Raw genomic sequence first — 24,816 nt, 5'->3', positions numbered from 1 at the left:
GCTAATGAATAAAAAAACGGAATAAACATGTTGTTTGGCCTTCCCCTGTTAAGTCTAGTCATCTGGCTGCCCATTTTTGTCGGCATTGGCGTGCTTGCCACCGGTGGCGACCGTAATGCCCAACTGGCAAGATGGCTTGCACTCGTTGGATCGGTAGCGGGCTTGCTGGTAGCAATTCCGCTCTATACCCAGTTTGATCCGCTGATGAACGCCATGCAGTTTGTGGAGCATAGCGCCTGGATCGAGCATTTCAATATTCATTATCATCTTGGTGTGGATGGCATTGCCATGCCGCTGATTCTGCTGAATTGTTTTACCACACCGCTGGTGGTAATCGCGGGGTGGCAGGTGATAAGCAAGCGCGTATCCCAATACATGGGTGCGTTTCTTATCATGTCGGGTATCGTCAATGGCGTGTTCTCATCACTCGATGCGATTTTGTTTTATATCTTCTGGGAAGCTTCGCTGATCCCGATGTTTCTCATTATTGGTGTTTGGGGTGGTCCCAACCGCGTGTATGCCGCAATCAAGTTCTTTCTTTACACGCTATTGGGTTCCCTGTTAATGCTGGTGGCATTCATCTACCTCTACCAGGTTTCCGGCGGCAGTTTTTCGATACTGGATTATCATAAGCTGCCGCTGCCGCTGACGCCGCAAATCCTGATATTCGTCGCGTTCCTGCTGGCGTTTGCCGTAAAGGTGCCGATGTGGCCCGTGCATACGTGGTTGCCGGACGCGCACGTGGAGGCACCCACTGGCGGTTCGGTGGTACTGGCCGCGATATTGCTGAAACTGGGTGGTTATGGCTTCTTGCGTTTTTCGCTGCCGATCGTGCCAGATGCAAGCCAGCATCTCTCCACCATGATGATCGTGTTGTCGTTGATAGCGGTCGTCTACATCGGACTCGTTGCCCTGGTACAGGCGGATATGAAAAAGCTCATTGCCTATTCGTCGGTGTCGCACATGGGATTTGTCACGCTTGGTTTCTTCCTGTTTAACGCTTATGGGCTTGAAGGCGCGATGGTGCAGATGATTTCGCACGGCTTCATTTCCGGCGCCATGTTTCTATGCGTAGGGGTGCTCTACGACCGCCTGCATTCACGCCAGATCGCCGACTATGGCGGCGTAGCCAATAAGATGCCGGTATTCGCCGCATTTTTCATGCTGTTCGCCATGGCCAATGCGGGCTTACCCGGGACCAGTGGTTTTGTCGGTGAATTCATCGTCATCATGGCCGCCGTCAAGGTGAATTTCTGGTATGGTTTCCTCGCCGCCACCACCCTTATTACCGGCGCCGCCTATACACTCTGGATGTACAAGCGAGTCGTGTTCGGCGCGGTGGCGAGTCCCGGTGTGGAAGCGCTGAAGGATATTAACGGACGCGAGATCCTGATCCTGACGGTTTTGGCAGTGGCGGTACTGGGAATGGGCCTATACCCATCGCCATTCACGGAGGTCATGCATACCACGGTGGACGATTTGCTGGCGCATGTCGCCCGCAGCAAATTGTAGTACTAATGAGACGAGTTCCGCCTGTTCGAGGACACTAAATGAATTTTATGCCGCCTGATTTCGCCCCCGCCTACCCGGAGATTTTTCTTCTGGTCATGGTATGCGTGGTGTTACTGGCCGATATCGCATGGGGCGAAAAAAAACCCTATGTTGCTTACTTGCTGTCGCAAATTACGCTGCTCGGATGTGCGCTGATCACTTTTGGCACTTCCGTGCCCGGCGTGGTTTATACGTTTTCGGGCATGTTCGTGGATGACGCCATGGCCGATATACTGAAGATGCTGGTGTATATCACTGTCGCCACAGTGCTGGTGTATTCGCGTGCCTATATCTCTGTACGCGGCATGCTTAGCGGCGAATTCTTCAGTCTGGCGTTATTTGCCACGCTCGGCATGATGGTGATGATTTCCGCCAGCCATTTCCTAACCCTCTACCTGGGACTGGAACTCCTGTCGTTATCACAATACGCCATGGTGGCATTGCGACGCGATTCGGCGGTGGCAACCGAGGCGGCCATAAAGTATTTCGTTCTCGGGGCGCTGGCCTCCGGTTTTCTGCTGTATGGCATGTCCATGGTTTACGGAGCAACGGGTTCGCTTAACATTGCTCGCGTAACGGAAGTGATTCAAGGCGGCGTGAGTAATCATGCGGTGCTCGTGGTAGGGCTTGTATTCATCGTCGCGGGTATCAGTTTCAAGTTGAGTGCGGCGCCATTTCACATGTGGGCACCGGATGTTTATCAAGGCGCCCCCACAGCCGTGGTACTGTTTATCGGTGCGGCTCCGAAACTGGCGGCATTCGGTTTCGTCATGCGCCTGCTGGTGGAAGGTATGGGGGCAATGGTGGCGGATTGGCAGGGAATGCTCGTCATTCTGGCGGTGATGTCCATGATGATCGGTAATCTCGCTGCTATTGCCCAGACCAATATCAAGCGCATGCTGGCATATTCCACCATCTCGCACATGGGTTTCATGCTGCTGGGTTTTATCGCCGCCGATGAGAACGGCTATAGCGCATCCATGTTCTACGTTGTGGTATACGTGTTGATGACCCTGGGCACTTTCGGCATGATCATGCTGCTGTCGCGCGAGGGGTTCGAGGCCGATAAGCTCGAAGATTTCAAGGGTCTCAATCGGCGCAATCCATGGTACGCATTTATTACGCTGCTATTGATGTTCTCGATGGCCGGCGTTCCGCCTACGGTAGGAATTTATGCCAAGTTGTCAGTGCTGCAGGCGGTGTTGAGTGCTGGATATATATGGCTGGCGGTGGTGGCTGTGCTATTCTCGCTGATCGGCGCGTTTTATTACTTGCGCATCGTTAAACTGATGTATTTCGATGAACCGGAAACCGATGCGCCCATCCTGCCGGACGGTGACGTCAAGCTATTGATAAGCGCGAATGGGCTGGCGATACTCGCATTCGGGCTTTTCCCCCAAGTGCTGATGGCGTTGTGCGCCTACGCTATTCAGCAATCCATATAGCTCAGACAATATCGCCATCCACGTAGAACCACTGCCCCGCCTCGCGCACGAAGCGGCTGATTTCATGCAAACGATGCGCACGGCCACCCACCTTATAGCACGCCACAAATTCCACCACCGCATGATCCGGCTCCGGTTGCGCATGGCGCTTCACTTCCAGCCCCAGCCATTTATGGCGCCGTTCGCTTGCCAGTTCAAGTGAAGCCGGGCGTGTGCTGCGATGCCAGGTCGCCAGTAGATAATCTTCACGGCCGAGGGTGTATGCGGCGTAGCGTGAACGCATCAATGCTTCCGCAGTGGGCGCGGCTTCGCCACCGTCCAGATAGCGGCCGCAGCAGTCGACATATTTTTCGTTGCTGCCCCGAGTTCTCGGCGGTTTCGTTATTAACCCTGCACCACCGCAGGGGCAGGGCATTATTTTCGTATCCGTATAAACCTCAAAAACTGGTTAACTACTTTTAAATTATATTTTTTCCAATAGTCACCCCATGACCCTATGAACCGCCGGAATAGCTGTTATGCATGCCACAGTGGCGGCTCATCCATCAGGGCGATCTGTTCGCGCAATTCAAGGATGCGATCCTGCCAATAGCGCTGGGTGTTGAACCATGGGAACGCCTGCTTGAAGGCAAGATCGTCCCAGCGCTGCGCGAGCCACGCCGCATAATGGATCAGGCGCAGGGTACGCAGCGCCTCGACCAGATGCAATTCGCGTTCATCAAAATCGCAAAAATCCTCATACCCGGCCAGCACCTCCGTCAACTGTCGTACCCTGTCGGCGCGTTCGCCCGACAATAGCATCCACAAGTCCTGCACCGCCGGCCCCATGCGGCTGTCGTCAAAATCCACGAAGTGGGGACCGTCGTCTGTCCACAGCACATTGCCTACGTGGCAGTCGCCGTGCAGGCGCAATGCGCGCACTTCGCCCGTGCGCGCAAAGCAGTGGCGTACGCCATCCAGCGCCTGATCTACCACGCCGCGATAGGCTGCATCGAGATCGGCCGGAATAAATGCATGCGTCAGCAGATAATCGCGCGGTTGTTCACCGAAACTGGCGATATCCAGTGTAGGGCGTTCGTGAAATGGCTTGAGTGCGCCGATGGCATGGATGCGCCCGAGGAAGCGCCCCATCCATTCCAGCGTGTTGCGGTCTTCCAGTTCGGGTGCACGGCCGCCGTGTTTTGGAAAAATGGCGAAGCGGAATCCCTCGAAGCTGTGCAGCGTGATTCCATCCAGTATCAACGCAGGCACGACAGGTATTTCGCGCTCGGCCAGTTCCCGCACGAAAGCGTGTTCCTCGAGTATGGCGGCATCCGTCCAGCGTTTGGGCCGGTAAAATTTTGCTACCAGCGGCGGTCCCTCCTCCATGCCGATCTGGTAGACGCGGTTCTCGTAGCTATTGAGAGCCAGCAGCCGGCCATCGCTGCGGAAACCTATGCTCTCCAGCGCGTTCAATACCCTATCGGGAGGGAGTGTAGAGAAATTCAGAGGGGACGGCTTGCCCGTTATTATCACCGCCAATTACTCAACATAAGATTTTCTCGCTTGGGTTTGCGCGGGCCTAAGTTCCTAAGGTTTCTTGTAGCTGATCCGGTAGATAACCCCGGCGTAATCGTCGGAAACCAGTAGTGCTCCGTCGGGCATTACCAGCACATCCACCGGTCTTCCCCAAACATCCTGCTCTTGCAGCCAGCCTTCGGCGAACACTTCCTGTTTGACGACCTTGTTGTTTTTTATCCGCACGAGCTGAAGCCGGTAGCCGATTTTATTACGGCGATTCCATGAGCCGTGCTCGGCAACAATAATACTGTTGCGATATTCCGGCGGGAACATTTTGCCGGTGTAGAAACGCATACCCAGCGGGGCAACGTGCGCGTCGAATTTGGCCACGGGAGCGGTAAGCTTGCCGCAATCACGCTTTGCGCCGTACTTGGGGTCAAGAATATCGCCTGCGTGGCAGTAAGGATAGCCGAAGTGCATACCCTTTGCGGGTGCGCGGTTGAGTTCATCGGGCGGCAGATTATCGCCCATCCAGTCGCGGCCGTTATCCGTAAACCATAGCTCCTTCGTTTCCGGATGCCAATCAAAGCCCACCGTGTTTCTCACGCCATATGCATAGATTTCATGGCTGGTACCGTCCGGCTTGATACGCGCGATCAATGCAAAACGCTCCGGATCGGGTTCGCAGATATTGCAGGGTGCCCCTACCGGCACATATAGCAGACCATCGGGGCCGAAAGCGATGAATTTTCCTCCGTGGTGCTTTTCAGTGGGAAAACTATCGGTTATCACTACCGGTTTTCCCGGTTGGTCGAGTTTTTCTTCGATTCCATCAAAGCGTAGAATGCGCTCCACTGCAGAGACATAGAGCGCACCATCCCGGAATGCTACCCCCAACGGGGAATTGAGCCCGCTGGCAAGGGTCCTGACCTGCCGTGTCCCACCATTGTCCGTGATGGCGTAAACATTACCCGCCTCTTTGGAGCCGGCAAATACCGTGCCGTTTTTTCCCAGCGTCAATCCGCGCGCATTGGGGACTTCCGCCCACAAATCAATGGAGAATCCGGCGGGCAGCTTGATTTTGTCCAATGGCAGCGAGTGGCCCTGGTATTGTGCGGTGGCGGGCAAGACGTAGCAGCAGAGACTAAGGGCGACAACAGAACGGATGAAGGCTTTTATGGCACACATGCTAGAACTCCGGAGTATTTGGAATATCCATGAATTTAAAATGGATAAAAAAGAAGAAAATCGCTTCTGAACGAGGTTTTGGCAGTTTTTTGAAGCGGGATGGCTTGAAAACCGCCGATCCACCCTCATTATCTTATTGCATTTTTTTAGGAGAGAACCCATGCAAGCGACAGCTACCAAAGAACATCTAAGTTTTCAGACTGAAGTCAAACAGTTGCTCAATCTGATGATTCACTCCTTGTATAGTAACAAGGAAATTTTCCTGCGCGAACTGATTTCCAACGCATCGGATGCCGCCGATAAGCTACGCTTCGAGGGATTAACCGATGGCGCGCTGTACGAATCCGATTCGGATCTGAAGATCCGCGTGAGCCATGATGCCGCGGCACGCACCATCACCATCGCCGATAATGGTATCGGCATGTCCCGGCAAGAGGTTATCGACCATATCGGCACCATCGCCAAGTCGGGTACTCGCGAATTCTTCAGTGCATTAACCGGTGATCAGGCCAAGGATGCGCACTTGATTGGCCAATTTGGCGTTGGCTTTTATTCGGCGTTTATTGTCGCGGACAAGGTAACGCTTATCACCCGCCGCGCCGGCTTGACCACTGAACATGGTGTGCGCTGGGAGTCTGGCGGTGAGGGGGATTATACGCTTGAGACCGTGGAGAAAACAGATCGCGGTACGGAAGTCATTCTGCATTTGCGCGAGGGTGAGGATGATTTGCTCAGCGGCTGGCGGTTGCGCGCTATCATCCGCAAGTATTCCGACCATATCACGCTGCCTATTGTGATGAAAAAAGAGGAGTGGTCACAGGAAAAGAACGAAAACACGATTACCGATGAAGACGAGACTGTTAATCAGGCGAGCGCACTCTGGGCACGCGCCAAAAGCGAGATTACGCCGGAGCAGTACGAAGAATTCTACAAGCATGTGGCGCATGATTTCGAGCCGCCGCTGGCCTATCTTCACGCCAGGGTAGAGGGTAAACAGGAATATACCCAGCTACTCTACATTCCGTCACGTGCTCCCTTCGACTTGTTCGATCGCGAACCGCGTCACGGTATCAAGCTTTATGTGCGGCGGGTATTCATCATGGACGATGCGAAACAGCTACTGCCGAATTATTTGCGCTTCGTGCGCGGAGTAATCGATTCCAATGATTTGCCGCTGAACGTTTCGCGCGAAATATTACAGGAATCAAAAGATATTGAAGCCATACGTGCCGGTGCGGTGAAAAAGGTATTGGGGTTGCTCGACGATCTGGCGCAAAGCGAGCAGGAAGATGAAAAAGCCAAGTTCAAAACCTTCTGGAAGGAATTTGGCCAAGTCCTCAAAGAGGGTGTGGCGGAAGACTATGCCAACCGGGAACGCATTGCCAAGCTATTGCGTTTTGTTTCCACCCATGTCGATACAGACGAACAAACGGTGTCGTTCAGCGACTATGTGGGCCGCATGAAGGAAGGGCAGGAAAAAATTTATTATGTCACCGCCGATAGCCTCAAGGCGGCCAGAACCAGCCCGCACCTGGAAGTCTTCCGCAAGAAAGGCATCGAAGTTTTGCTGCTGGCCGAACGCGTGGATGAGTGGCTGGTTGCGAATTTGACCGAGTTCGAGGGCAAGCCACTGCAATCCGTGGCCAAGGGCAGTCTTGATCTGGGGAAATTGGAAGACGAGGCGGAGAAGAAAGAACAGGAGAAAGAGGCGGATGACTACAAGGAGCTTACCGAGAAAATAAAGAGTACGCTCGGCGAGCAGGTGAAGGATGTGCGCGTCACGTTGCGCCTGACCGAATCTCCCGCCTGCCTTGTGGCGGATAGCCACGATATGAGCGGAAATCTGGAGCGTTTGCTAAAATCCGCTGGGCAAAAAGTGAATCCCACCAAGCCTATCCTGGAGATCAACCCCTATCATCCCATGATACAGCGCCTGAAATCCGAGCAGACGCACTTCGCCGACTGGAGTCACATCCTGTTTGACCAGGCATTACTGGCCGAAGGCGGTCAGCTTGAAGATCCGGCAGGTTTTGTTAAGAGGATCAATGAGCTGCTTTTCCTGACGGCTTCAAACGGAGAATAGGCTGATAGGGAGGGGCTCGATCTCTGGTAGTTCCCGGTGATGGGTGGAGCGAAGCGCAACCCATCACCGGGTTATTCACTCCCTCACCAAGCTGCCGTCACGCCGGTACCAGGTTCTATTTTGATATGCCTTTGTTTTGATAGGTTGTGTAGTGTGGGGTTTTGATGGGTTGCGCTTTGCTCCACCTATCCTGCACAGGCGTCAAGTCAAATCGAGAACAATTCATAGGTATTAGGCGGCTCTCCGAGCCTGCCCTGCCTACCGTTATCTCGCGTTCTAGCGGATTATCCGGATTGAAATCATCCTTTTATTGAACGAGTAATACGGGTCGGGGTTTCCGCCGGTGAGCGCGAGTAGGTGTCCAGGTTGGCGAACAGCTCCCGGTGAGCGGTGTCATTGATGGCCACGACCGCGGGATGCGTGAGCCGGCGTTCCATCGAGATGGCGTAGAACTGCTCGGTAACCTCGTTTGTATGGCCTAGAATGGTAACGCCATGTTCCCGCCGCACTTCCTCGGCGATCACCGATGGTGCAATGAAAATACCGGTGCCGGCCTGCCCGAAAGCCTGCATCAGCGCGCTGTCGTCAAACTCACCCACGATATGCGGCCGGATCTGGCGGGCCTCGAACCAGCGCATCAGCGGTATTCGCACCGCAGCTTCTTTTCCGGGGATAAGCAAAGGGGCGGAATTAAGAACAAGGGGCCATTTATCCGTGTATTGCGCAGCCAGCCGCGGTTCGGCGAAAAACGTGATACCGCAATCTCCAAGCTTGTGGCTAAAGCCTTTCACATGAGTTCCGGCCGGTATGGGCCGGTCGGCGAGCACTAGATCAATACGCTGAATTGCCAGTTCCACCAGTAAACGCACCAGCTTATCTTCCCGGCAAACAAGGCGTACCGGCTCGGCAAGGGACATTGCCGGTGTCAATAGCCTGTAAGCAATGGATTTGGGCACCGCATCGTCTACCCCCACGCGAAGTTGAATAGAGCGGCTTTCGGGACGGCTACGCAGTGCTTCTTCCAGCTCGTTTCCTATCTGGAAGACCTCATCGGCATAGGACAGCGCAAGCCGGCCGGTTTCGGTTAACTCAAGGCGTCTTCCAATGCGTAAGAACAACGCCACACCCAGCGTTTCTTCCAGGAGTCCAATCTGACCGCTCAAGGTCTGAGGTGTGAGATGCAGCCGTTCGCTCGCCCGGACAATACTGCCCGCCTTGGCGACGGCCCAAAAATAATGTAACTGTTTGTAATTGAGCATTGTATGTCGATACAATGTGTAATAATAGATCGTAAATATCGATTATATTATCAGACAGATACTACTTTTATTGATGCAAATTTTATTTTAGACTGAGTAAAATTAATAGCTGTACCTTGTTTCACCCCTAATTGATTTTTTTTATAATGTTGAGCAGTGCTCGGATCATCTGTTTGAGGTACCAGCTTATTTACGGCGATTGAAGCGAGTTTCATTTCTTTCAGAAATATAAAAAAGGTAGTAGATGCAAATATCACCCCGCTTCCGCATCTTGCTGAGCCTGATTCTCATCTCCTCCTATACTGCTGTTTCAGCTCAAGTGTCGCCCATTTTTGGACCTGGGTCTGCTACTCCCCTATCGGATAGTATCCCGCCCCCCGTCCTACCTTCGATCACTGAGCCATCCGTCCCGACACCGGCTGTTCCCGCACCTGCTGTCAGGGCACCTTCTTCTGTCCGGACACCTTCCATTCCGGCACCCGCTAGCGGGAGTACTTTTGATAAGATACCTTCTTTCTCTTTGCCGTCCGCTGCCGCTTTAGCCGCCATGCCGCCCGGAGCGCTCTCGATCGAGGCCTTGCAACGAGTGGGGCTTGAGGCCAACGGGCTGGTGCGCGCGGCACGATCCCAAGTGGACGCCGCCGAGGCGGGCGTCATTGGTGCCGCGGCTTACCCTAACCCGGAAGTGGCGCTCTCGGGCGGACCTCAGCACCCACGCATCGCGGCGGCAAATCCGGCCACGAATCACCGTGTTGTCACCCTCGCACAGAGGATCGAGAACCCTTATGTGCGCAGCGCGCGCATCGGGGCGGCGGAGTCGGGCGTGGACGCCAGCCGTGCCAGTTATCATCAGGTGCGCGCAGACTTGGCGGCGCAGTTGCGGGTGCGTGCTTATGAACTGTTGCTGCGCCAGGAAATTGCACGCATGGAGGCAAGTATTTTCGATCTGATGCAGGAAGTGCGGCGGCGCATCAACGTGGCCGTGGGCGTGGGCGAAACCGCGCGCTTCGAACTGGTCAGGGCCGATGCCGAGGTGCTGAACGCGGCCAGCCGCAAGGAAGCAGCGGAGCTGGGCGCGCTGCGTGCGCGGGTGGCATTGATGCAATTCACCGCGGGCGCCCTGAAGCCGGATTTCGTGATAAATGCGTCTCTGTTCGATCCGGTCAACCTGCCCCCTTTGGAGGAGTTGCGTGAGGAAGTGCCTGCTGTCAACCCGGATGTGCGGCGTCTGGAGGCGGAGCAGCACCGTGCACTCCAGCGAATCGATCTGGAGCGCGCTTCGGTATTGCCGTCGGTACAAATCCTGCTCAGCAATTTCCAGGAGGCTCAATACACGTCGAATACAGCCGGGTTTCACGTGACTGTTCCTTTGTTTTATCGCCGCCGCGGGGAAATCGACGCGGCCGTGGCGGACTCCGCGCGGGCGCGGGAAACCCTGGAATTCCGCCGTTACGAAATCGGCCAGTTATTTGAATCCGCCTGGCAGGCCTTGCAGATTGCCCGCCGCAGGGTGGAGATGTTCGAAGGCGGGATCATCAAGGAAGCCGAGAACGCTTTGCAGATCGCCCAGGCGGCTTACCGCTTTGGCGAGCGCCCCCTGATTGACGTACTCGATACCCAGCGTATTTTACGGGGGATTCTTATGGACTCGTTGCAGGCACGCTTTGATCTACAGGCTGCCGCCGCTGAAATAGACCGGTTGCGGGCTTATTATCCCAGGGAGCAAGGTGTCGAATGAAAAAAGCAATACGGATCACCGGTATCGCTGTCACTATCGTGTTGCTTGCGGCAGGTTGCGGCAGCAAGGAGGCCGCAGCCCCAGTCAATGAAGCCAAGCAAGCACCGGAGGATGTAAACAGTATTACGATCAGGCCGGAAATGGTGCCGCGTATAAAGATCGGTCAACCCACCATGGTCGATCTCGCCGATAAATTACAGGTTCCCAGTCAGGTCGAGGTGGATGAGGAGAGGCTTGTCCGGATCGGGTCTTATGTGACGGGGCGTATTACCGATTTATACGTCATGCTGGGTGATAGTGTTAACGCCGGACAGCCATTGGCACGACTTACCAGTCCTGAACTGACCCAGGCGCAGCTGGCCTATTTGCGTGCATATTCACGGACTGTGCTGACCGAAAAAGCGGCCCAGCGTGCTCAACATTTACTGGCCGCCGACGTGATCGCCGTCGCCGAGGTGGAACGGCGCGAGTCGGAGCTGGAAGTCGCGCGCGCCGAGCTGGGGGCGGCGAAGGACCAATTGCGCCTGCTGGGAGTGGATAGCGCCGTGCTGGCAGAACTGGCGAAGCAGGGGCAAATCCTGCCTTCCGTTACCATCAACGCATCAAGAAGCGGCATTATTATTGCGCGGAGCGTGATCATCGGTCAGGTGGTGCAACCGGCCGATCAGTTATTCGGGGTGGCCGATCTTTCCTCCGTCTGGGTGGTGGGTGATGTGCCGGAGCAGATCGCGCGCAATGTGCAGGTTGGTCAACATGTGGAGATTCATGTTCCGGCGCTGGGTGATGTGACCCTCGATGGTCTTATCATATTCGTTGCCGATACGGTGAACCCGCTGACCCGTACAGTAATGGTGCGCACAATGGTGGAGAATCCGCAGCGCAAACTCAAGCCCGACATGCTGGCTACCATGCATATTACCGATAATGCGCACAAAAGCCTGGTCGTGCCGGTAACAGCGGTGGTGCGCGAGGCCAACCGCGATTATGTCTTTCTGTTTCAAGGCAACAACCAGTTTTTACGTATCCCCGTAGAATTGGGTCCCGAAGTAGCCGACATGTATCCAGTGCTGAACGGGGTTACCATCGATCAAAAGATTGTGGTGGATGGCGCCTTTCACCTGGATAACGAGCGGAAGCTCGCCGAGCTGGAGTAGCGATGCTTGCCTCCATTGTCCGCGTCATGCTCAGACAGCGCCTGATAGTCGTAGTGGTGTCGCTTGCTCTGTGTGCCGCGGGCATTCTTGCCGCGAAGAATCTCTCGGTCGACGCCTTTCCGGATGTGACCAACATTCAGGTCCAGGTCGCCACAGTAGCGGTTGGGCGCAGTCCGGAGGAGATCGAGCGCCTGGTTACGGTCCCGGTAGAAATCGCCATGACCGGCCTGCCGGGGCTGGTGGAGATGCGCTCTCTGAACAAGAGCGGGTTGTCGCTTATCACCCTGGTATTTACCGATAAGACCGACGTTTTCTTTGCGCGCCAATTGGTGATGGAACGGCTGATCGAGGTTTCTCCCCGGCTCATACCGGGGATTATGCCGGTGCTTGGCCCCGTATCCACCGGTCTGGGCGAAGTATACCAGTACACGATCGATCATCCCAACGATGGCCAGCGCGCACTAACCGTTGAAGAGCTGACCGAACGGCGCACGATCCAGGATTGGGTGGTGCGGCCGCTCCTGCGTTCGGTCCAGGGTGTGGCGGAAATCAACTCAATAGGCGGCCATGTCAAGGAATACCAGGTACTGGTCGACCCCAACCGGTTGCGTCACTATGATCTGACGCTGACGGCGGTTGACCGGGCCATTGCGAGCAATAATGCGAATTCCAGCGGCAACATTCTGCCCTTGCATGCGGAGCAGTATCTGATCCGTGGCGTCGGCCTGATTAAGACGCTGGACGATATCCGCAATATCGTACTCAAAGAGCTGGATGGGGTGCCGGTATATGTGCGCGACGTAGCCCACGTGCAGTTCGGCGGGGAGGTGCGCCTGGGGGCCAGCATCAAGGACGGCTATACCGAATCTGTTACCGGCATCGTGATGATGCTGCGCGGCGGCAACGCCAAGGACATAGTCGGGCGGGTGAAGGAAAAGGTTGCCGAGATCAATGAGCGCAACCTGTTGCCGGGGGGGCTTCAGATCGTGCCTTTTTATGACCGGACCGTTATGGTGGATGCCGCGCTGGAGTCCGTGTACCGTGTATTGATCGAAGCGCTGGTCTTCGTGATCCTGGTAATGATTATCTGCCTGGGTAATTGGCGCGTGAGCCTGGTGGTGTGTGCGACACTTATCATCACGCCGCTGGTCACGTTCATGATCATGAACTATCTGGAAATTCCGGCCAATCTGATGTCGCTGGGCGGGCTGACGATCGCCATCGGGCTGATGGTCGACCCCACCGTGGTGGTAGTGGAGAATATCTTTCTGCGCCTGAGCCACGCAACCGGTGACGAGCCGAAGAGCGAGACGATTGCGAAGGCGGCAGCCGAGGTGGGGGCTCCGGTCATCTACGGCATTATCATCATTGTCCTCGTGTTCCTGCCGCTGATGTCGCTGCAGGGCATGGAAGGCAAGATGTTCAGTCCCCTTGCCGTCACCATTTCCATCGCGCTGCTGGTGGCGCTGGTCGTTTCGGTGCTGTTGTCGCCGGTGCTATGTGACTATGCTTTGAAGGGCGGAAGCGAGGAAGATACCAAAATTGTCGCCATCCTCAAGACTCTTTACTTGCGCCTGCTCTATTTAGCGTTGAGGAATCCCAAGGCCACTGCAATGGTGTCGGTGGGCTCTCTTTTGCTGGCGGTCGGCCTATACCCGTTTCTTGGTAAATCTTTCATTCCAATCATGCGGGAAGGCGCGGTGACGCCCGTGATCATCCGTGTACCCTCGATCTCGCTGGAGGAAGCGATCAAGCTGGAAACAGAAGCGATGAAACTGATCGCCAAGATACCCGGAGTCGTGTCCGTAGTGTCCAAGCTTGGCCGCGGTGAATCTCCCGCCGACCCGGCGTCACAGAATGAATCCGACCCTATCGCATCGTTGGACCTGGAGGGATCGGGTCGTACCCAGCAGGAGATCGAGGAAGATATCCGCAAGGCGCTGTTGGTGTTGCCTGGCGTGAATATCGCGTTGTCGCAGCCAATCGCGCAGCGGGTGGACGAGATGGTGACCGGGGTGCGCTCGCAGGTCGCGGTCAAAATCTTTGGCGACGACCTGGAAGAGTTGCGCAAGTTATCCGAGCAGGTGGCACGCATCGTCAAGTCAACACGCGGCGCCCGGGACCTCCGTATCGAGCGCCTGTCGGGGCAGCAGGAATTGACCATCGACATTGATCGCCGCGCCATCGCCCGCCATGGTATCAATGTTGCCGATGTGAACGAGCTCATTGCAACCGCCATCGGCGGCAAGGCGGTCACCCAGGTTTTCGAGGGTGAGCGGCGTTTTACGCTTCTCCTGCGCTTTCCAGAGCAGTTCCGTGACGATGTCGAAGCTATCCGCGATCTTTTGCTTCGCCCCCCCGGCAATGTCGGCCCCGAGGGCATAATGGCGCGCGGCGGCGTTCTGGTGCCGCTGAGTGCTGTCGCCGATATCCGGGTCATTGACGGTCCAGCGATCGTCTCGCGTGAGTACGCCAAGCGCCGCGTGGTGATCGGCGCCAACGTGCATGATCGCGACCTTGGCGGTTTCGTTGCCGAACTGCAGGAGCGTACCGCGAAGGAAGTCAAATTACCCTCTGGTTATTATTTTGTCTGGGGCGGTCAGTTCGAGAACATGGAGCGCGCCATGGCCACTCTTGCGGTGATCGTGCCGATTACCTTCGCCGCAATCTTTTTCCTGTTGTTCATGCTGTTTGGTTCAGTCAAGCTCGCCGCGCTTATCTTTACGGCTTTGCCATTCGCTTCCGTCGGCGGTGTTATTGGCCTTTTTATCACCGGCGAGTATCTATCGGTGCCGGCATCGGTGGGTTTCATCGCAGTATGGGGTGTAGCCATATTGAACGGTGTGGTGTTGATTTCTTTTATCAAGGAACTGCGCGAACAGGGACTTAGCGTGGCCGATGCGGTGAAAACCAGTTGCGAGGCACGCTTCCGTCCCGTGCTGATAACCGCCGCAGCTACGATACTGGGCCTGGCGCCATTCCTGATTGCTACCGGCCTTGGCTCCGAGGTGCAGAAGCCGCTAGCCATTGTGGTGATTTGCGGACTGATTACCGCGACTGTGATGACGAAGGTGGTAGTGCCCATGCTGTACCGCTATTTCGACCCGCTACCTGATGTCGCTGACAAGGGCACCACTCAGCCACCCGTTGACGTGCCTGACAAGGGCGTCGCTCAAGAGACCAGTCATCGTCCCAGTCTACTCGCCAGAATACGCGCACGATTCAGGAGAAGTCCCCAAACTCCTGGCGCGTGATTTGTTCATGGACGGGGCTTTTTCGCGTCTGCAATCTGGCATAATCCCGAACAACGTTGAACACCCCTGGCGAACTCCAGTTGCTGTGATTCATTGCGCTAGACTGGAAAATGAGTGGTCAACGTCGGATTCAGGATAATATACTCAAAAATTCATAGGGAAGAATCGTGCCTTTATCCCCATCCTCCGCAAAAGACAAAGCCAGAATCCTGGCTGAGGCGCTGCCGTATATCCAGCGTTTCCACGGAAAAACAATAGTCATCAAATATGGCGGCAACGCCATGGTTGAGGAAAATCTCAAACAGGGTTTCGCCCGTGATGTCGTGCTGCTGAAACTGGTGGGGATGAATCCAGTGGTCGTTCATGGGGGCGGACCTCAGATCAATGATATGTTGAAGCGGATAGGCAAGCAGGGCGAATTTATTCAAGGGATGCGCGTAACCGATGCTGAAACCATGGACATGGTGGAAATGGTGCTGGGAGGCCTGGTCAATAAGGACATCGTCAATCTCATTAACCGGCAGGGCGGCCATGCGGTGGGTCTGACCGGCAAGGACGGCGGCTTCATTCGCGCAAAAAAGATGCTTATGCGGGATAGAGAGAAAACGGATGAATGGATCGATATCGGCCAGGTTGGAGAGATTGAAAGCATAGATCCCGCCCTGATTGCGCTGCTCGAAACACGTGATTTCATTCCGGTAATTGCCCCCATTGGCGTGGGTGAGAGCGGCGAGTCCTACAATATCAATGCCGATCTCGTTGCAGGAAGGCTGGCGAGTGTTCTGGGCGCCGAGAAACTGATACTACTCACCAATACGCCGGGTGTGCTGGACAGGCATGGTAATTTGTTGACCGGATTGACCGCGCAGAGGGTGGATGAACTGTTTGAGGATGGAACCATCTCAGGCGGTATGATGCCAAAAATTGGCTCAGCACTGGATGCGGTAAAGAGCGGGGTCAAGTCCTGTCACATCATTGATGGACGGGTTGAACATGGATTGTTGCTGGAAGTGCTGACAGACGCGGGTGTGGGAACACTGATTAAGGCGAGCTAATTTTCAGGCATATTTCCTTACGGACATTTTTAAGCTATGGCGTTATCCAATCGCGGAACTCATCGAGTAACGTATGTCAGCTAAACCCGGTGAAAGGAAAGATCAGATCCTGCGGGTTCTCGCGCAAATGCTGGAAGAGCCTCGTCCGGTGAAAATCACCACCGCGGCGCTGGCGGTCAAGCTGGATGTTTCCGAGGCGGCGCTATATCGGCATTTTGCCAGCAAGGCTCAGATGTTCGAGGGCTTGATCGAGTTCATTGAAGCCACCTTGTTCAGTCTTATCAATAGATGGACGGCGGAAGAGAAAAGCGCTATGCGGCAAATCGAAGGGATATTGTCGTTATTGCTTGGTTTTGCGCAGAAAAATCCGGGTATGACGCGAGTGCTGACCGGCGACGCACTGATAAACGAAAATGACCGCCTGCAGCTACGCATCAATCAACTGCATGACCGGCTTGAGGCGACGCTGAAACAGGTGTTGCGCTTCGCCGTCAGCGAGGGGGAAATCCCGGCCAATCTGGATGTCTCCGCTCAGGCGAACCTGCTGATGTGTTATGTAGCCGGGCGCTGGCACCAGTTCGCCAAAAGTGGATTCAAGCGCGACCCGATGGAATATTGGGAAGCGCAGCGCAGAGAATTGCTGTCATGTGCCGTAGCTCAGACGTAAGTTGACCGAGAATATTCATTGGTGCCGCAGACCTTGCAAGACGGGTCCTTATTCAGTCTGATGGAGCGCCATTCCATTGACAAGCCATCCAGCAACAGCAACCGGCTATTCAGGGTCTGTCCAATATCAAGCAGGATTTTCAGCGTTTCGGCTGCCTGTACACAACCGATAACACCCACCAGGGGTGCAAACACCCCCATCACCGCGCAACGCATATCCTGATCTTCGCCGTCCGCGGGAAACAGACAGTGATAGCAAGGGCTGTGTGCGTGACGTAGATCAAATACGGCGACTTGTCCATCAAAACGCACCACGGCACCCGATACGAGTGGTTTCTTATAGAGAGTGCAGACTCGATTGATGATATACCGGGTAGGAAAATTATCGCTCGCGTCCACCACCACATCGGCATTCCTGATCAGTTGCAGCAGCCTGTTCTCGTCCATGCGCTCGTTCAGTGCGATGACATTGACTTCCGGATTAATGCCCGCAAGTGTTTTTTTAGCGGAATCCGATTTGGGTATGCCGATGCGATCCGTGCTATGAGCGATTTGCCGCTGAAGATTGGTCAGGTCAACCTTGTCACTGTCGCAAATAGTCAGCTTACCGACCCCGCTCGCGGCAAGGTATAGCACAGCAGGTGAGCCTAATCCCCCCGCGCCGACCACGAGTACGTGTGACTGGATTAAAGTTTCCTGCCCCTTTATGCCAATTTGCGGCAACAGAATGTGCCGGCTGTAGCGCAGCAGTTGGTCGTCGTTCATTGCTCACAGCGGCGCGGCTGCTAAGGGATCTCTGAGCAGGGGCGCGACGGTCGCTTCCGGGACGGAATGGGCAATAGTAGTCAGGGCTGGCAAGCGTATTGATGGAGATGGGGTTCTCATACGGCGCAATGCGCTTCGCTTATTGCATCCTACATCCATTAGCAGCGTTCCATCTTTGCGGGCCAGCTGTCTGCAAGCCGTTTGCAATAAGAAGTAGGGTGTTAATAAGCAAAGCGCATTGCGCCGTAATGAATCTTCATAATCGAGCCGATCTTGGAGGGTTTCTAAACGAGTCCCTGGTTTTGTCCACAACGTACCCCGCAGGGGATGTTCAGGGACTTTACAGTTCCCCGCTCCCCCAGCAATCAGGAATCGGCCTCGACTAACGGTTCAGTTAACAACTCAGTTAACAACCTTGGCGGAATCAGGATTCTTGTTCGATGCCGCCGCGCCGCCTTTGAAATAATTCATTGCCTGGGTCAGCAGTAAGTCGTCGGCGGAGCCAAATTCCGCCGGCGGCTCACGCTTCTTGTTTTTGTCTTCGCCATTCTCCGGCTTGGGCGGTTTGACGGCAGGTTTTGGCTCTACCTTTGCCGCTTCCGTTTCAGGTTTGACATCCTTCGGTTTGCCGTTAGACAGATGTCTGTCCAGATCGGATTCACGCAAGCGTTCGGTTTCATCTTTTGCCGATTCATCCAGAATATCCGGCGTGATTCCCTTGGCCTGAATGGATTGTCCGTTTGGCGTGTAGTAGCGTGCGGTAGTCAGCTTGATCGCGGTATTGTTGCCTAGCGGCAGTATGGTTTGTACCGACCCTTTACCAAAAGTCTGCGTCCCCATGACTACGGAACGTTTATGGTCTTGCAAAGCACCCGCCACGATTTCAGAGGCGGAGGCCGAGCCCCCATTTACGAGGGTAATCATCGGTACCGTCTTGATCGCGGGCGGCAATCGCTTCAGATAGTCGCTTTTTGTATCGCGCAGATAGAATTCCGGACTGGCTTTCAGCTTCATCTTGGCGTCGTCAGTACGGCCATCGGTATAAACCACCAGCGAATTAGACGGTAGAAAGGCGGCGGAAACCGCGACCGCACCGTTCAGCAAGCCTCCGGGATCGTTACGCAGATCCAGCACCAGCCCTTTCATCGGCACAGTACTTTCCTTGAATAACTTGTCTATGGCCTTAACGAGGTTTTCGCCGGTCTGTTCCTGGAATTGCGTGATACGTATGTATGCATAACCGGGCTCGATCATCTTGGATTTAACACTCTGGATCTTGATGACGGCGCGTATCAAAGAGAATACCAATGGCTTGGTCTCACCCTTGCGTAATACAGTGAGGGTAATAGGCGTATTGGGTTTGCCACGCATGCGCTTGATTGCATCGGTGAGCGAGAGACCCTTGACCGCGGTTTCATCCAGTTTGATGATAAGATCGCCAGGCTTGATGCCGGCGCGAAATGCGGGCGTATCCTCGATTGGCGAGATGACTTTGACAAACCCGTCTTCCATGCTGACTTCAATGCCTAATCCGCCAAATTCACCTTGCGTGCCAATCTGCAATTCCTTGAAGGCGTCCGAATCCAGATAGGCGGAATGAGGATCAAGGCCGGTCAGCATTCCATTGATGGCTTCAGTGATGAGTTTCTTGTCTTCCACCGGCTCAACGTAATCGCTTTTAATGCGGCCGAACACTTCGGTGAACGCACGCAGTTCCTCAACGGGAAGCGGACGTAAAACCTCTGTGATTTCCTTGTTGGCGACAGCAGAAAAATTGAGGCTCAGCATCACACCGGCGATCGCACCGAAAATAATCAAGCCGAATTGCCGCATCTTGTTACCCATTAAACTTTCTCCACATGTGTCGATTTTGCTGCGTCGTTCATTTTATTCTTACCCAGTTCAACGGGTCAAACGGTTTACCCTGATGACGTAGTTCAAAGTATAAACCGGAATCGGGGTTGCTGCCGCTGTTTCCCACCGTCGCGATAGTATCACCGCCGTGAACCGCCTCGCCTACCTGTTTGTGAATGGTTTCATTGTTGCCATAGAGGCTCATATAGCTGCCGCCGTGGTCCACGATCATAAGATTGCCAAATCCTCTCAGCCAGTCGGCGAAAACTACGCGCCCGCCCGCAATGGCCTTTACCTCTGCGCCGCTGGCCGAGCGTATGAATAATCCCTTCCAGGTCACACCACCATCAGCACGTGGACTACCGAAACGGTTGGCAAGTTCCCCGCGTACCGGCAAACTCAAGCGGCCTTTCAACGCCGCAAACGGATTTCCATCCGCCGATGCGTCGGGTAGTCTGTTATTACTTAGGGATTCGGTACGGGATTCGGTACGGGACTCGGTACGTTTCTTTTTGCGGGCGAGCATTTTGGCGATTTTTTCTACCAGGCGTGACAGGCGTTCTTCGTCGCGCTTGAGTTTACTGATTTCGCGCCGCTGTTGATCGACCTGCATCGAGATTTGGGATAGCAGGTTTTTGTGTTCGGTTTTTTTCTGTTCAAGTTGTTTTTTGTATTCAGTTTGCTTGGCCTGGATCGTAGCGATCTCCTGGCTTTTCTCGCGGCTTTCCCGGGTGAGTGCATCGAGTTGTTGAAAATTGGAGCGCAGAACATTAATGCCGTCCAGTCGGGCGCGGGAGAGATGGCCGTAATAATGCAGATTGCGTGCAATCTGGTTAGGATCCTGCTGATTGAATAAAAGACTCAGATACTCTTTTTCTCCGCCGCCGCTTATATATTGTCTATAGAGCAATTTACTTAGTTGCGCCTGCTGCGCCTCGATACTCCCGGCGACTTGGCTGGATTGTGTTTGTAACTGGCGAAGCCTGGTATTGGCTTCGTCCCGCGTCCGGGTAAGCGCAATCAATTTTTGGTTGGCGGCGCTGATAGCCTGCTCCGATTCGCGCAGTGCGTCCGCCGCTTCTGATTTCGATTCCTCCCTGTCTACGAGCTCTTTCTGTAATGTTTCAATTCGCCCGCGCAATTGCTTCAAGTCTTCGTTATCAACCTTGGGAGCAGCGTGAAGCGGATGCGACAGAATCAGTACACAAGCCGGGATGAACTTGCGGGCTTTATGCAACCATGAATTAATGCCGATCAAGAGTGCAAATTTTCAAACGTATGCAAACGTTCTTTGCCGAAAGAAATCATGCTCCGCTAGATAATAGGGAAGAAGCCTGTTGAACAACAAAGACTACCGGATGCCGGTTCGACATTAATGAGCGGGAACTCATGACCGAGATAATATTTTCCCCTGGTTCGCCACGACCTGCATGGCCTGTTCGATTTGTGCACGATCACCGAGATAATAATTCCGGAGAGGCTTCAGATTGTCATCAAGTTCGTACACTAGCGGAACTCCGGTGGGGATATTAAGCTCCAGAACGTCCTGATCGGAAAGATTGTCGAGATATTTGACGAGTGCGCGCAGCGAGTTGCCATGGGCTGTAATGAGCACGCGTTGTCCGGATTGGACCTGTGGAGCAATGGTTTCGTTCCAGTAGGGCAGAAATCTTGCCACCGTATCCTGGAGGCATTCAGCTAGTGGAATCTCCTGGCTGGCCAGATCCCGATAGCGAGGATCGAACCCAGGATAGCGATCATCCTCCGGTTCGAGCGCGGGTGGCCGGATGCTGTAGCTGCGCCGCCAGATTTGTACCTGCTCTTCGCCATATTTGAGCGCTGTCTCGGTTTTGTTCAACCCTTGCAGTGCACCATAGTGCCGCTCGTTCAACCGCCAGGACAGATTAACGGGAATCCACATCTGATCCATTTCATCCAGCGCGATCCATAGAGTGCGAATGGCGCGTTTCAATACTGATGTATAGGCAACATCAAACGCAAATCCGTTTTCTCGCAATAGCCGGCCGGAATTTCTGGCTTCTTCCAGACCTTTGGGCGATAAATCCACATCTGTCCAGCCAGTAAAACGATTCTCCTTGTTCCAAATGCTTTCTCCATGACGCAGGAGAATGAGTTTTTTCATATTGTTCTTTATAAAAAGATAAGTTTTTCCGCAAGGTGATTTGAAATGCCATAGTATTTTATTATATTTTGGCCGTGGCCGCAGCATGCAAGAAATATGTGAATGTTTTAAATATGTTATGTATTGATTGCAGCCGTTTTTGCCGCTCACCTGGCGCCCGTAGACCCAGTGATGGACTTCTGCCAACCGGCAAAACTATCTCGCAACCTGCCTCACCATCATCTCGCGTCCTGATGGATTATCTGGGTCCTCATCAGCATTGCCGGGCTGCCAAAGCAAAGCCGCCAAGTGTGGGCCATCCTGCCCCGGTTCCGGTAGAATTGGGCGCTGGATGGCACATCTCCCGGGTTTACCGGAACGCGGGAGTCCCATAGCATTCGCATCTCTGATAAAATTACCCGGTTAAGAAAATTAAGGAGTATGACGTGGCATTCTTGCAAAATAATATTATGCTGGTTGTGGCCGCCCTGATGAGCGGGGGTATGTTGTTATGGCCGTTGTTGCGGCGTTCCGGCAATGAGATAGACACGCTGGTGGCGGTTCAGCTCATCAATTATAAGGACGCGCTTGTTTTGGATGTGCGCGAGGGGAGTGAATACAATGCGGGCCATGTACCTAATTCCAAGCATATTCCTGCTGACAAGCTTGAGGAGCGCCTGCACGAACTGGAAAAATTCAAGAGCAAGCCGGTCATATTGATACATCGCAGTGGCGTTAATGCCACGGGTAAAGCCGGCTCGATTTTGCGCAAAAAAGAGTTTGCGCACGTACATAACCTTCAAGGTGGCATCGACGCATGGCGTCAGGCGAATTTGCCGATAGTGAAGAAATGAAGGTAGTCATGTACGCATCCGGTTTTTGCCCCTATTGCACAAGAGCGGAAAGTATGCTGCGTGCCAGAGGTGTGACAGAAATCGAGAAAATCCGTATTGATCTGGATCCTGCCATCCGCGCCGAGATGATAGAAAAAACCGGTCGTCGCACCGTTCCCCAAATTTATATTGGCGACACGCATGTGGGTGGTTATGACGATTTGGCGCGACTCGACCGCAATGATGGATTGGTAAAGCTCCTGGCGGTCTGATTGCCAGCTGATCGGTTTGAGAATTGTATCCCCCGTAGTTCAGATTTTGTACGGTAACCTCCCATTTTGACTACTCCATATGGAATCCAACATGAGCGACCAGCAACCGGTTTTCGGTATTGAAAAAATCTATGTCAAGGACTTGTCCCTGGAAATTCCAAATGCGCCAAGAATTTTTCTTGAGCGCGAAACACCCGAAGTGAACATACAGCTGCATACCAAGGGAGAGCGCGTCGACGAAGGTATGTATGAGGTATTGTTGACGGTAACAGTCACCGCGAAAGTCAAGGAGAAGACCCTGTTTCTGGTGGAGGTGGGCCAGGCGGGCATCTTTCAGATTCGCAATGTGCCGGAAGCTGAAATGGATCCCGTATTGGGGATTGGGTGTCCCAATATCCTTTTCCCCTACTTGCGCGAAGCCGTTTCGGATATCGTTACCCGCGCCGGATTTCATGCGGTCATTCTAAACCCGGTAAATTTTGAAGCGCTTTACCACCAGGGAAAACAGCAAGCCGAGATGAATGCCGCGGCGGCGGAGAAACTGGAAGAAGAGCAGAAAACAACGCATTGAAAATGAAACACGCCCACGATGCATGCGTCACAAATCCATTCCTGCGGTGCCGGGTTCTTGGGCTATTGATTGGCATACTGTTGTGTCCGGCGCATGCCATCGCGGCGTTTGAGTTCTTTTCGATAGCCGAGAATGCTACCGTCATGTATGACGCGCCATCGCTCAAGGCCGATAAATTATATGTGGCGAGTCGTCATCTGCCCGTAGAGGCGGTAGTGAAAGTCGAGGGTTGGGTCAAGGTGCGCGATAGCGGGGGCGGGCTTGCTTGGGTGGAAGAAAAGGCTTTAAGTGAAAAACGTTATGTAATTGTTACGGCGCCACAGGCCGAAGTTTATCAGGCGGCGAATGCAAGTTCGACGCTGGTATTTCAAGCGCAACAAAACGTGGTGATGGAACAGCTTGAGCCTGCTGTGAATGGTTGGGTCAAGGTGCGCCACCGCGATGGACAAACGGGTTACGTCAGAACGCAACAAATCTGGGGTTCATGAGAATAGGTGTTCTTGGCGCGGGCGCGTGGGGTACTGCGCTGGCCATCAGTCTCGGCACCAACACCCGTTCAGGCCACCAGGTGACGTTGTGGACCCGCGATCCGGTGCATCTTGCCGAGCTTGTTTCCCAGCGTGCCAACCGGCGCTATTTCCCCGGCTTTTCATTACCGCCTTCTCTGCAGTTGACGTCCGTTCTCGATGTTGCCATCGAGGCTGCTGATCTTGTTTTGATCGTGGTCCCGGTTGCTGGATTACGTGAGACATTGCGTGGAATTGCTGCTTGCGGGAAAGGCGTGCCGGTGGTATGGGGCTGCAAGGGATTCGAGGCGGAATCGGCAGCATTGCCTCATCAGGTGGCACAGGAGGAATATGGCGGGGTGGCGCCCTGTGGCGTATTGTCGGGCCCCAGCTTTGCCCAGGAAGTCGCACAAGGACTTCCCACCGCTTTGACCCTGGCATCGCATGATGAAGAATTTTCTCGTAGCATTGCGGCACAGTTGCACACCGCCCGGCTGCGGATTTACTCAAGCAGGGATGTTGCCGGCGTGGAAACCGGCGGCGCAGTGAAGAATGTCATATCGATTGCCGCTGGCATTTCCGACGGCATGGGTTTTGGTCACAACGCTCGCGCAGCCTTGATTACGCGGGGTTTGGCGGAAATTACGCGCCTGGGACTAAAACTCGGTGGTTGTATGGAAACGTTCATGGGGCTAGCTGGAGCGGGAGATTTGATACTTACCTGTACCGGGGATTTGTCACGCAATCGGCGGGTAGGTCTGTTACTCGCGGCGGGCCATTCGTTACCGGACATCCTGCGGGAGCTTGGACACACCGCCGAAGGCGTCCATACGGCGTCTGCAGTATTGCGGCTAAGTCAGACACTGAAAATTGAAATGCCGATTACACAGGCGGTATGCAGCGTACTCCACGATGGGGTGCCGGCGAGACTGGCGGTGGAAGCGCTACTTAACCGGGAACCGAAGGCGGAAACTTACTGATCTGAAGCTAATGAAATAAA

Annotated in this window: 23 protein-coding genes; 13 read left to right on the top strand and 10 right to left on the bottom strand. The window is 54.2% G+C overall.

The genetic code is table 11. The annotated features are described in order from the left end of the window. The first annotated feature begins 27 nt into the window (after nt 1-27). The gene (locus tag BLO43_RS10960) at nt 28-1,512 is read left to right on the top strand and encodes an NADH-quinone oxidoreductase subunit M (protein ID WP_090907107.1); all 1,485 of its coding nucleotides are present in this window, start codon (nt 28-30) and stop codon (nt 1,510-1,512) included. Between the two features lie 38 nt (nt 1,513-1,550). Then, nucleotides 1,551-2,996 carry an NADH-quinone oxidoreductase subunit NuoN gene (nuoN, locus tag BLO43_RS10955; protein ID WP_090907106.1) on the top strand — a complete coding sequence of 482 codons (1,446 nt, stop codon included), beginning with the start codon at nt 1,551-1,553 and terminating at the stop codon, nt 2,994-2,996. Nucleotide 2,997: 1 nt separating this feature from the next. Here the strand turns inward: nuoN and BLO43_RS10950 are convergent, their stop codons facing one another. From BLO43_RS10950 to BLO43_RS10940, 3 genes are all read right to left on the bottom strand, one after another. Then, on the bottom strand, nt 2,998-3,411 hold the full coding sequence (locus BLO43_RS10950; protein ID WP_090907105.1) for a YchJ family protein: 414 nt from the start codon (nt 3,409-3,411) through the stop codon (nt 2,998-3,000). Between the two features lie 101 nt (nt 3,412-3,512). After that, on the bottom strand, nt 3,513-4,511 hold the full coding sequence (locus BLO43_RS10945; protein WP_254773436.1) for a serine/threonine protein kinase: 999 nt from the start codon (nt 4,509-4,511) through the stop codon (nt 3,513-3,515). 54 nt (nt 4,512-4,565) lie between these two features. Continuing rightward, nucleotides 4,566-5,684: a PQQ-dependent sugar dehydrogenase gene (locus BLO43_RS10940; protein WP_090907104.1), complete on the bottom strand. Its 1,119-nt coding sequence runs from the start codon at nt 5,682-5,684 to the stop codon at nt 4,566-4,568. 160 nt (nt 5,685-5,844) lie between these two features. Between BLO43_RS10940 and htpG the strand changes: the two genes are divergently transcribed. Next, nucleotides 5,845-7,767 carry a molecular chaperone HtpG gene (gene htpG / locus BLO43_RS10935; RefSeq protein WP_090907103.1) on the top strand — a complete coding sequence of 641 codons (1,923 nt, stop codon included), beginning with the start codon at nt 5,845-5,847 and terminating at the stop codon, nt 7,765-7,767. 299 nt (nt 7,768-8,066) lie between these two features. Here htpG and nhaR read toward each other — a convergent pair whose 3' ends face one another. The 3 genes from nhaR to BLO43_RS17085 form a co-directional block, all read right to left on the bottom strand. Next, the gene (gene nhaR / locus BLO43_RS10930; RefSeq protein ID WP_090907102.1) at nt 8,067-9,026 is read right to left on the bottom strand and encodes a transcriptional activator NhaR; all 960 of its coding nucleotides are present in this window, start codon (nt 9,024-9,026) and stop codon (nt 8,067-8,069) included. A 50-nt stretch (nt 9,027-9,076) separates the two neighbouring features. Then, entirely contained in the window at nt 9,077-9,241 is a 165-nt protein-coding gene (locus BLO43_RS16805; RefSeq protein WP_175443934.1) for a hypothetical protein, read from the bottom strand. 100 nt (nt 9,242-9,341) lie between these two features. Next, nucleotides 9,342-9,575 carry a hypothetical protein gene (locus BLO43_RS17085; RefSeq protein ID WP_254773433.1) on the bottom strand — a complete coding sequence of 78 codons (234 nt, stop codon included), beginning with the start codon at nt 9,573-9,575 and terminating at the stop codon, nt 9,342-9,344. On the opposite strand from BLO43_RS17085, the gene BLO43_RS10925 reads away from it, so the two are divergent. The 5 genes from BLO43_RS10925 (at nt 9,574) to slmA (ending at nt 16,894) form a co-directional block, all read left to right on the top strand. Next, nucleotides 9,574-10,764, top strand: a complete 1,191-nt coding sequence (locus tag BLO43_RS10925; RefSeq protein WP_254773432.1) for a TolC family protein — start codon at nt 9,574-9,576, stop codon at nt 10,762-10,764. The two genes, BLO43_RS17085 and BLO43_RS10925, sit on opposite strands and share 2 nt — an antisense overlap. Then, nucleotides 10,761-11,918 carry an efflux RND transporter periplasmic adaptor subunit gene (locus BLO43_RS10920; RefSeq protein ID WP_090907100.1) on the top strand — a complete coding sequence of 386 codons (1,158 nt, stop codon included), beginning with the start codon at nt 10,761-10,763 and terminating at the stop codon, nt 11,916-11,918. The genes BLO43_RS10925 and BLO43_RS10920 overlap by 4 nt, the downstream gene beginning before the upstream one ends. A gap of 2 nt (nt 11,919-11,920) precedes the next feature. Continuing rightward, nucleotides 11,921-15,172, top strand: a complete 3,252-nt coding sequence (locus BLO43_RS10915) for an efflux RND transporter permease subunit (protein WP_254773431.1) — start codon at nt 11,921-11,923, stop codon at nt 15,170-15,172. 167 nt (nt 15,173-15,339) lie between these two features. Further along, nucleotides 15,340-16,227, top strand: a complete 888-nt coding sequence (gene argB, locus BLO43_RS10910; RefSeq protein ID WP_074631705.1) for an acetylglutamate kinase — start codon at nt 15,340-15,342, stop codon at nt 16,225-16,227. Nucleotides 16,228-16,300: 73 nt separating this feature from the next. Continuing rightward, nucleotides 16,301-16,894 (top strand): nucleoid occlusion factor SlmA, encoded by a 594-nt coding sequence (slmA, locus tag BLO43_RS10905; RefSeq protein WP_090907099.1) that lies wholly within the window; start codon nt 16,301-16,303, stop codon nt 16,892-16,894. Here slmA and BLO43_RS10900 read toward each other — a convergent pair. From BLO43_RS10900 to gpmA, 4 genes are all read right to left on the bottom strand, one after another. Further along, complete coding sequence (locus tag BLO43_RS10900; RefSeq protein ID WP_090907098.1) at nt 16,885-17,658, bottom strand: HesA/MoeB/ThiF family protein; 774 nt, start codon at nt 17,656-17,658, stop codon at nt 16,885-16,887. The genes slmA and BLO43_RS10900 overlap by 10 nt on opposite strands. A 402-nt stretch (nt 17,659-18,060) precedes the next feature. Continuing rightward, entirely contained in the window at nt 18,061-19,503 is a 1,443-nt protein-coding gene (locus BLO43_RS10895) for a S41 family peptidase (protein ID WP_090907097.1), read from the bottom strand. 37 nt (nt 19,504-19,540) lie between these two features. Next, nucleotides 19,541-20,770, bottom strand: coding sequence for a murein hydrolase activator EnvC family protein (locus BLO43_RS10890; protein WP_090907096.1), 1,230 nt, complete (start codon nt 20,768-20,770; stop codon nt 19,541-19,543). A 129-nt stretch (nt 20,771-20,899) separates the two neighbouring features. Then, a complete protein-coding gene (gpmA, locus tag BLO43_RS10885) occupies nt 20,900-21,655 on the bottom strand; it encodes a 2,3-diphosphoglycerate-dependent phosphoglycerate mutase (RefSeq protein ID WP_090907095.1) in 756 nt (251 codons plus the stop codon). Nucleotides 21,656-22,080: 425 nt separating this feature from the next. Between gpmA and BLO43_RS10880 the strand changes: the two genes are divergently transcribed. From BLO43_RS10880 to BLO43_RS10860, 5 genes are all read left to right on the top strand, one after another. After that, nucleotides 22,081-22,488, top strand: coding sequence for a rhodanese-like domain-containing protein (locus BLO43_RS10880; protein ID WP_074631711.1), 408 nt, complete (start codon nt 22,081-22,083; stop codon nt 22,486-22,488). Then, on the top strand, nt 22,452-22,739 hold the full coding sequence (gene grxC / locus BLO43_RS10875) for a glutaredoxin 3 (RefSeq protein ID WP_254773430.1): 288 nt from the start codon (nt 22,452-22,454) through the stop codon (nt 22,737-22,739). The genes BLO43_RS10880 and grxC overlap by 37 nt, the downstream gene beginning before the upstream one ends. 91 nt (nt 22,740-22,830) lie before the next feature. Then, complete coding sequence (gene secB, locus BLO43_RS10870; protein ID WP_074631713.1) at nt 22,831-23,310, top strand: protein-export chaperone SecB; 480 nt, start codon at nt 22,831-22,833, stop codon at nt 23,308-23,310. 2 nt (nt 23,311-23,312) lie between these two features. Continuing rightward, complete coding sequence (locus tag BLO43_RS10865; protein WP_090907093.1) at nt 23,313-23,798, top strand: SH3 domain-containing protein; 486 nt, start codon at nt 23,313-23,315, stop codon at nt 23,796-23,798. Next, the gene (locus BLO43_RS10860) at nt 23,795-24,796 is read left to right on the top strand and encodes an NAD(P)H-dependent glycerol-3-phosphate dehydrogenase (protein ID WP_090907092.1); all 1,002 of its coding nucleotides are present in this window, start codon (nt 23,795-23,797) and stop codon (nt 24,794-24,796) included. Before BLO43_RS10865 ends, BLO43_RS10860 begins: the two co-directional genes overlap by 4 nt. Nucleotides 24,797-24,816 lie beyond the last annotated feature (20 nt).

It is taken from the genome of Nitrosospira sp. Nsp13 (genome assembly GCF_900101945.1).
Classification (GTDB): domain Bacteria; phylum Pseudomonadota; class Gammaproteobacteria; order Burkholderiales; family Nitrosomonadaceae; genus Nitrosospira; species Nitrosospira multiformis_D.
Note: the sequence above shows the minus strand (reverse complement) of the source record. Positions and strands in the feature narration are given on the sequence as shown.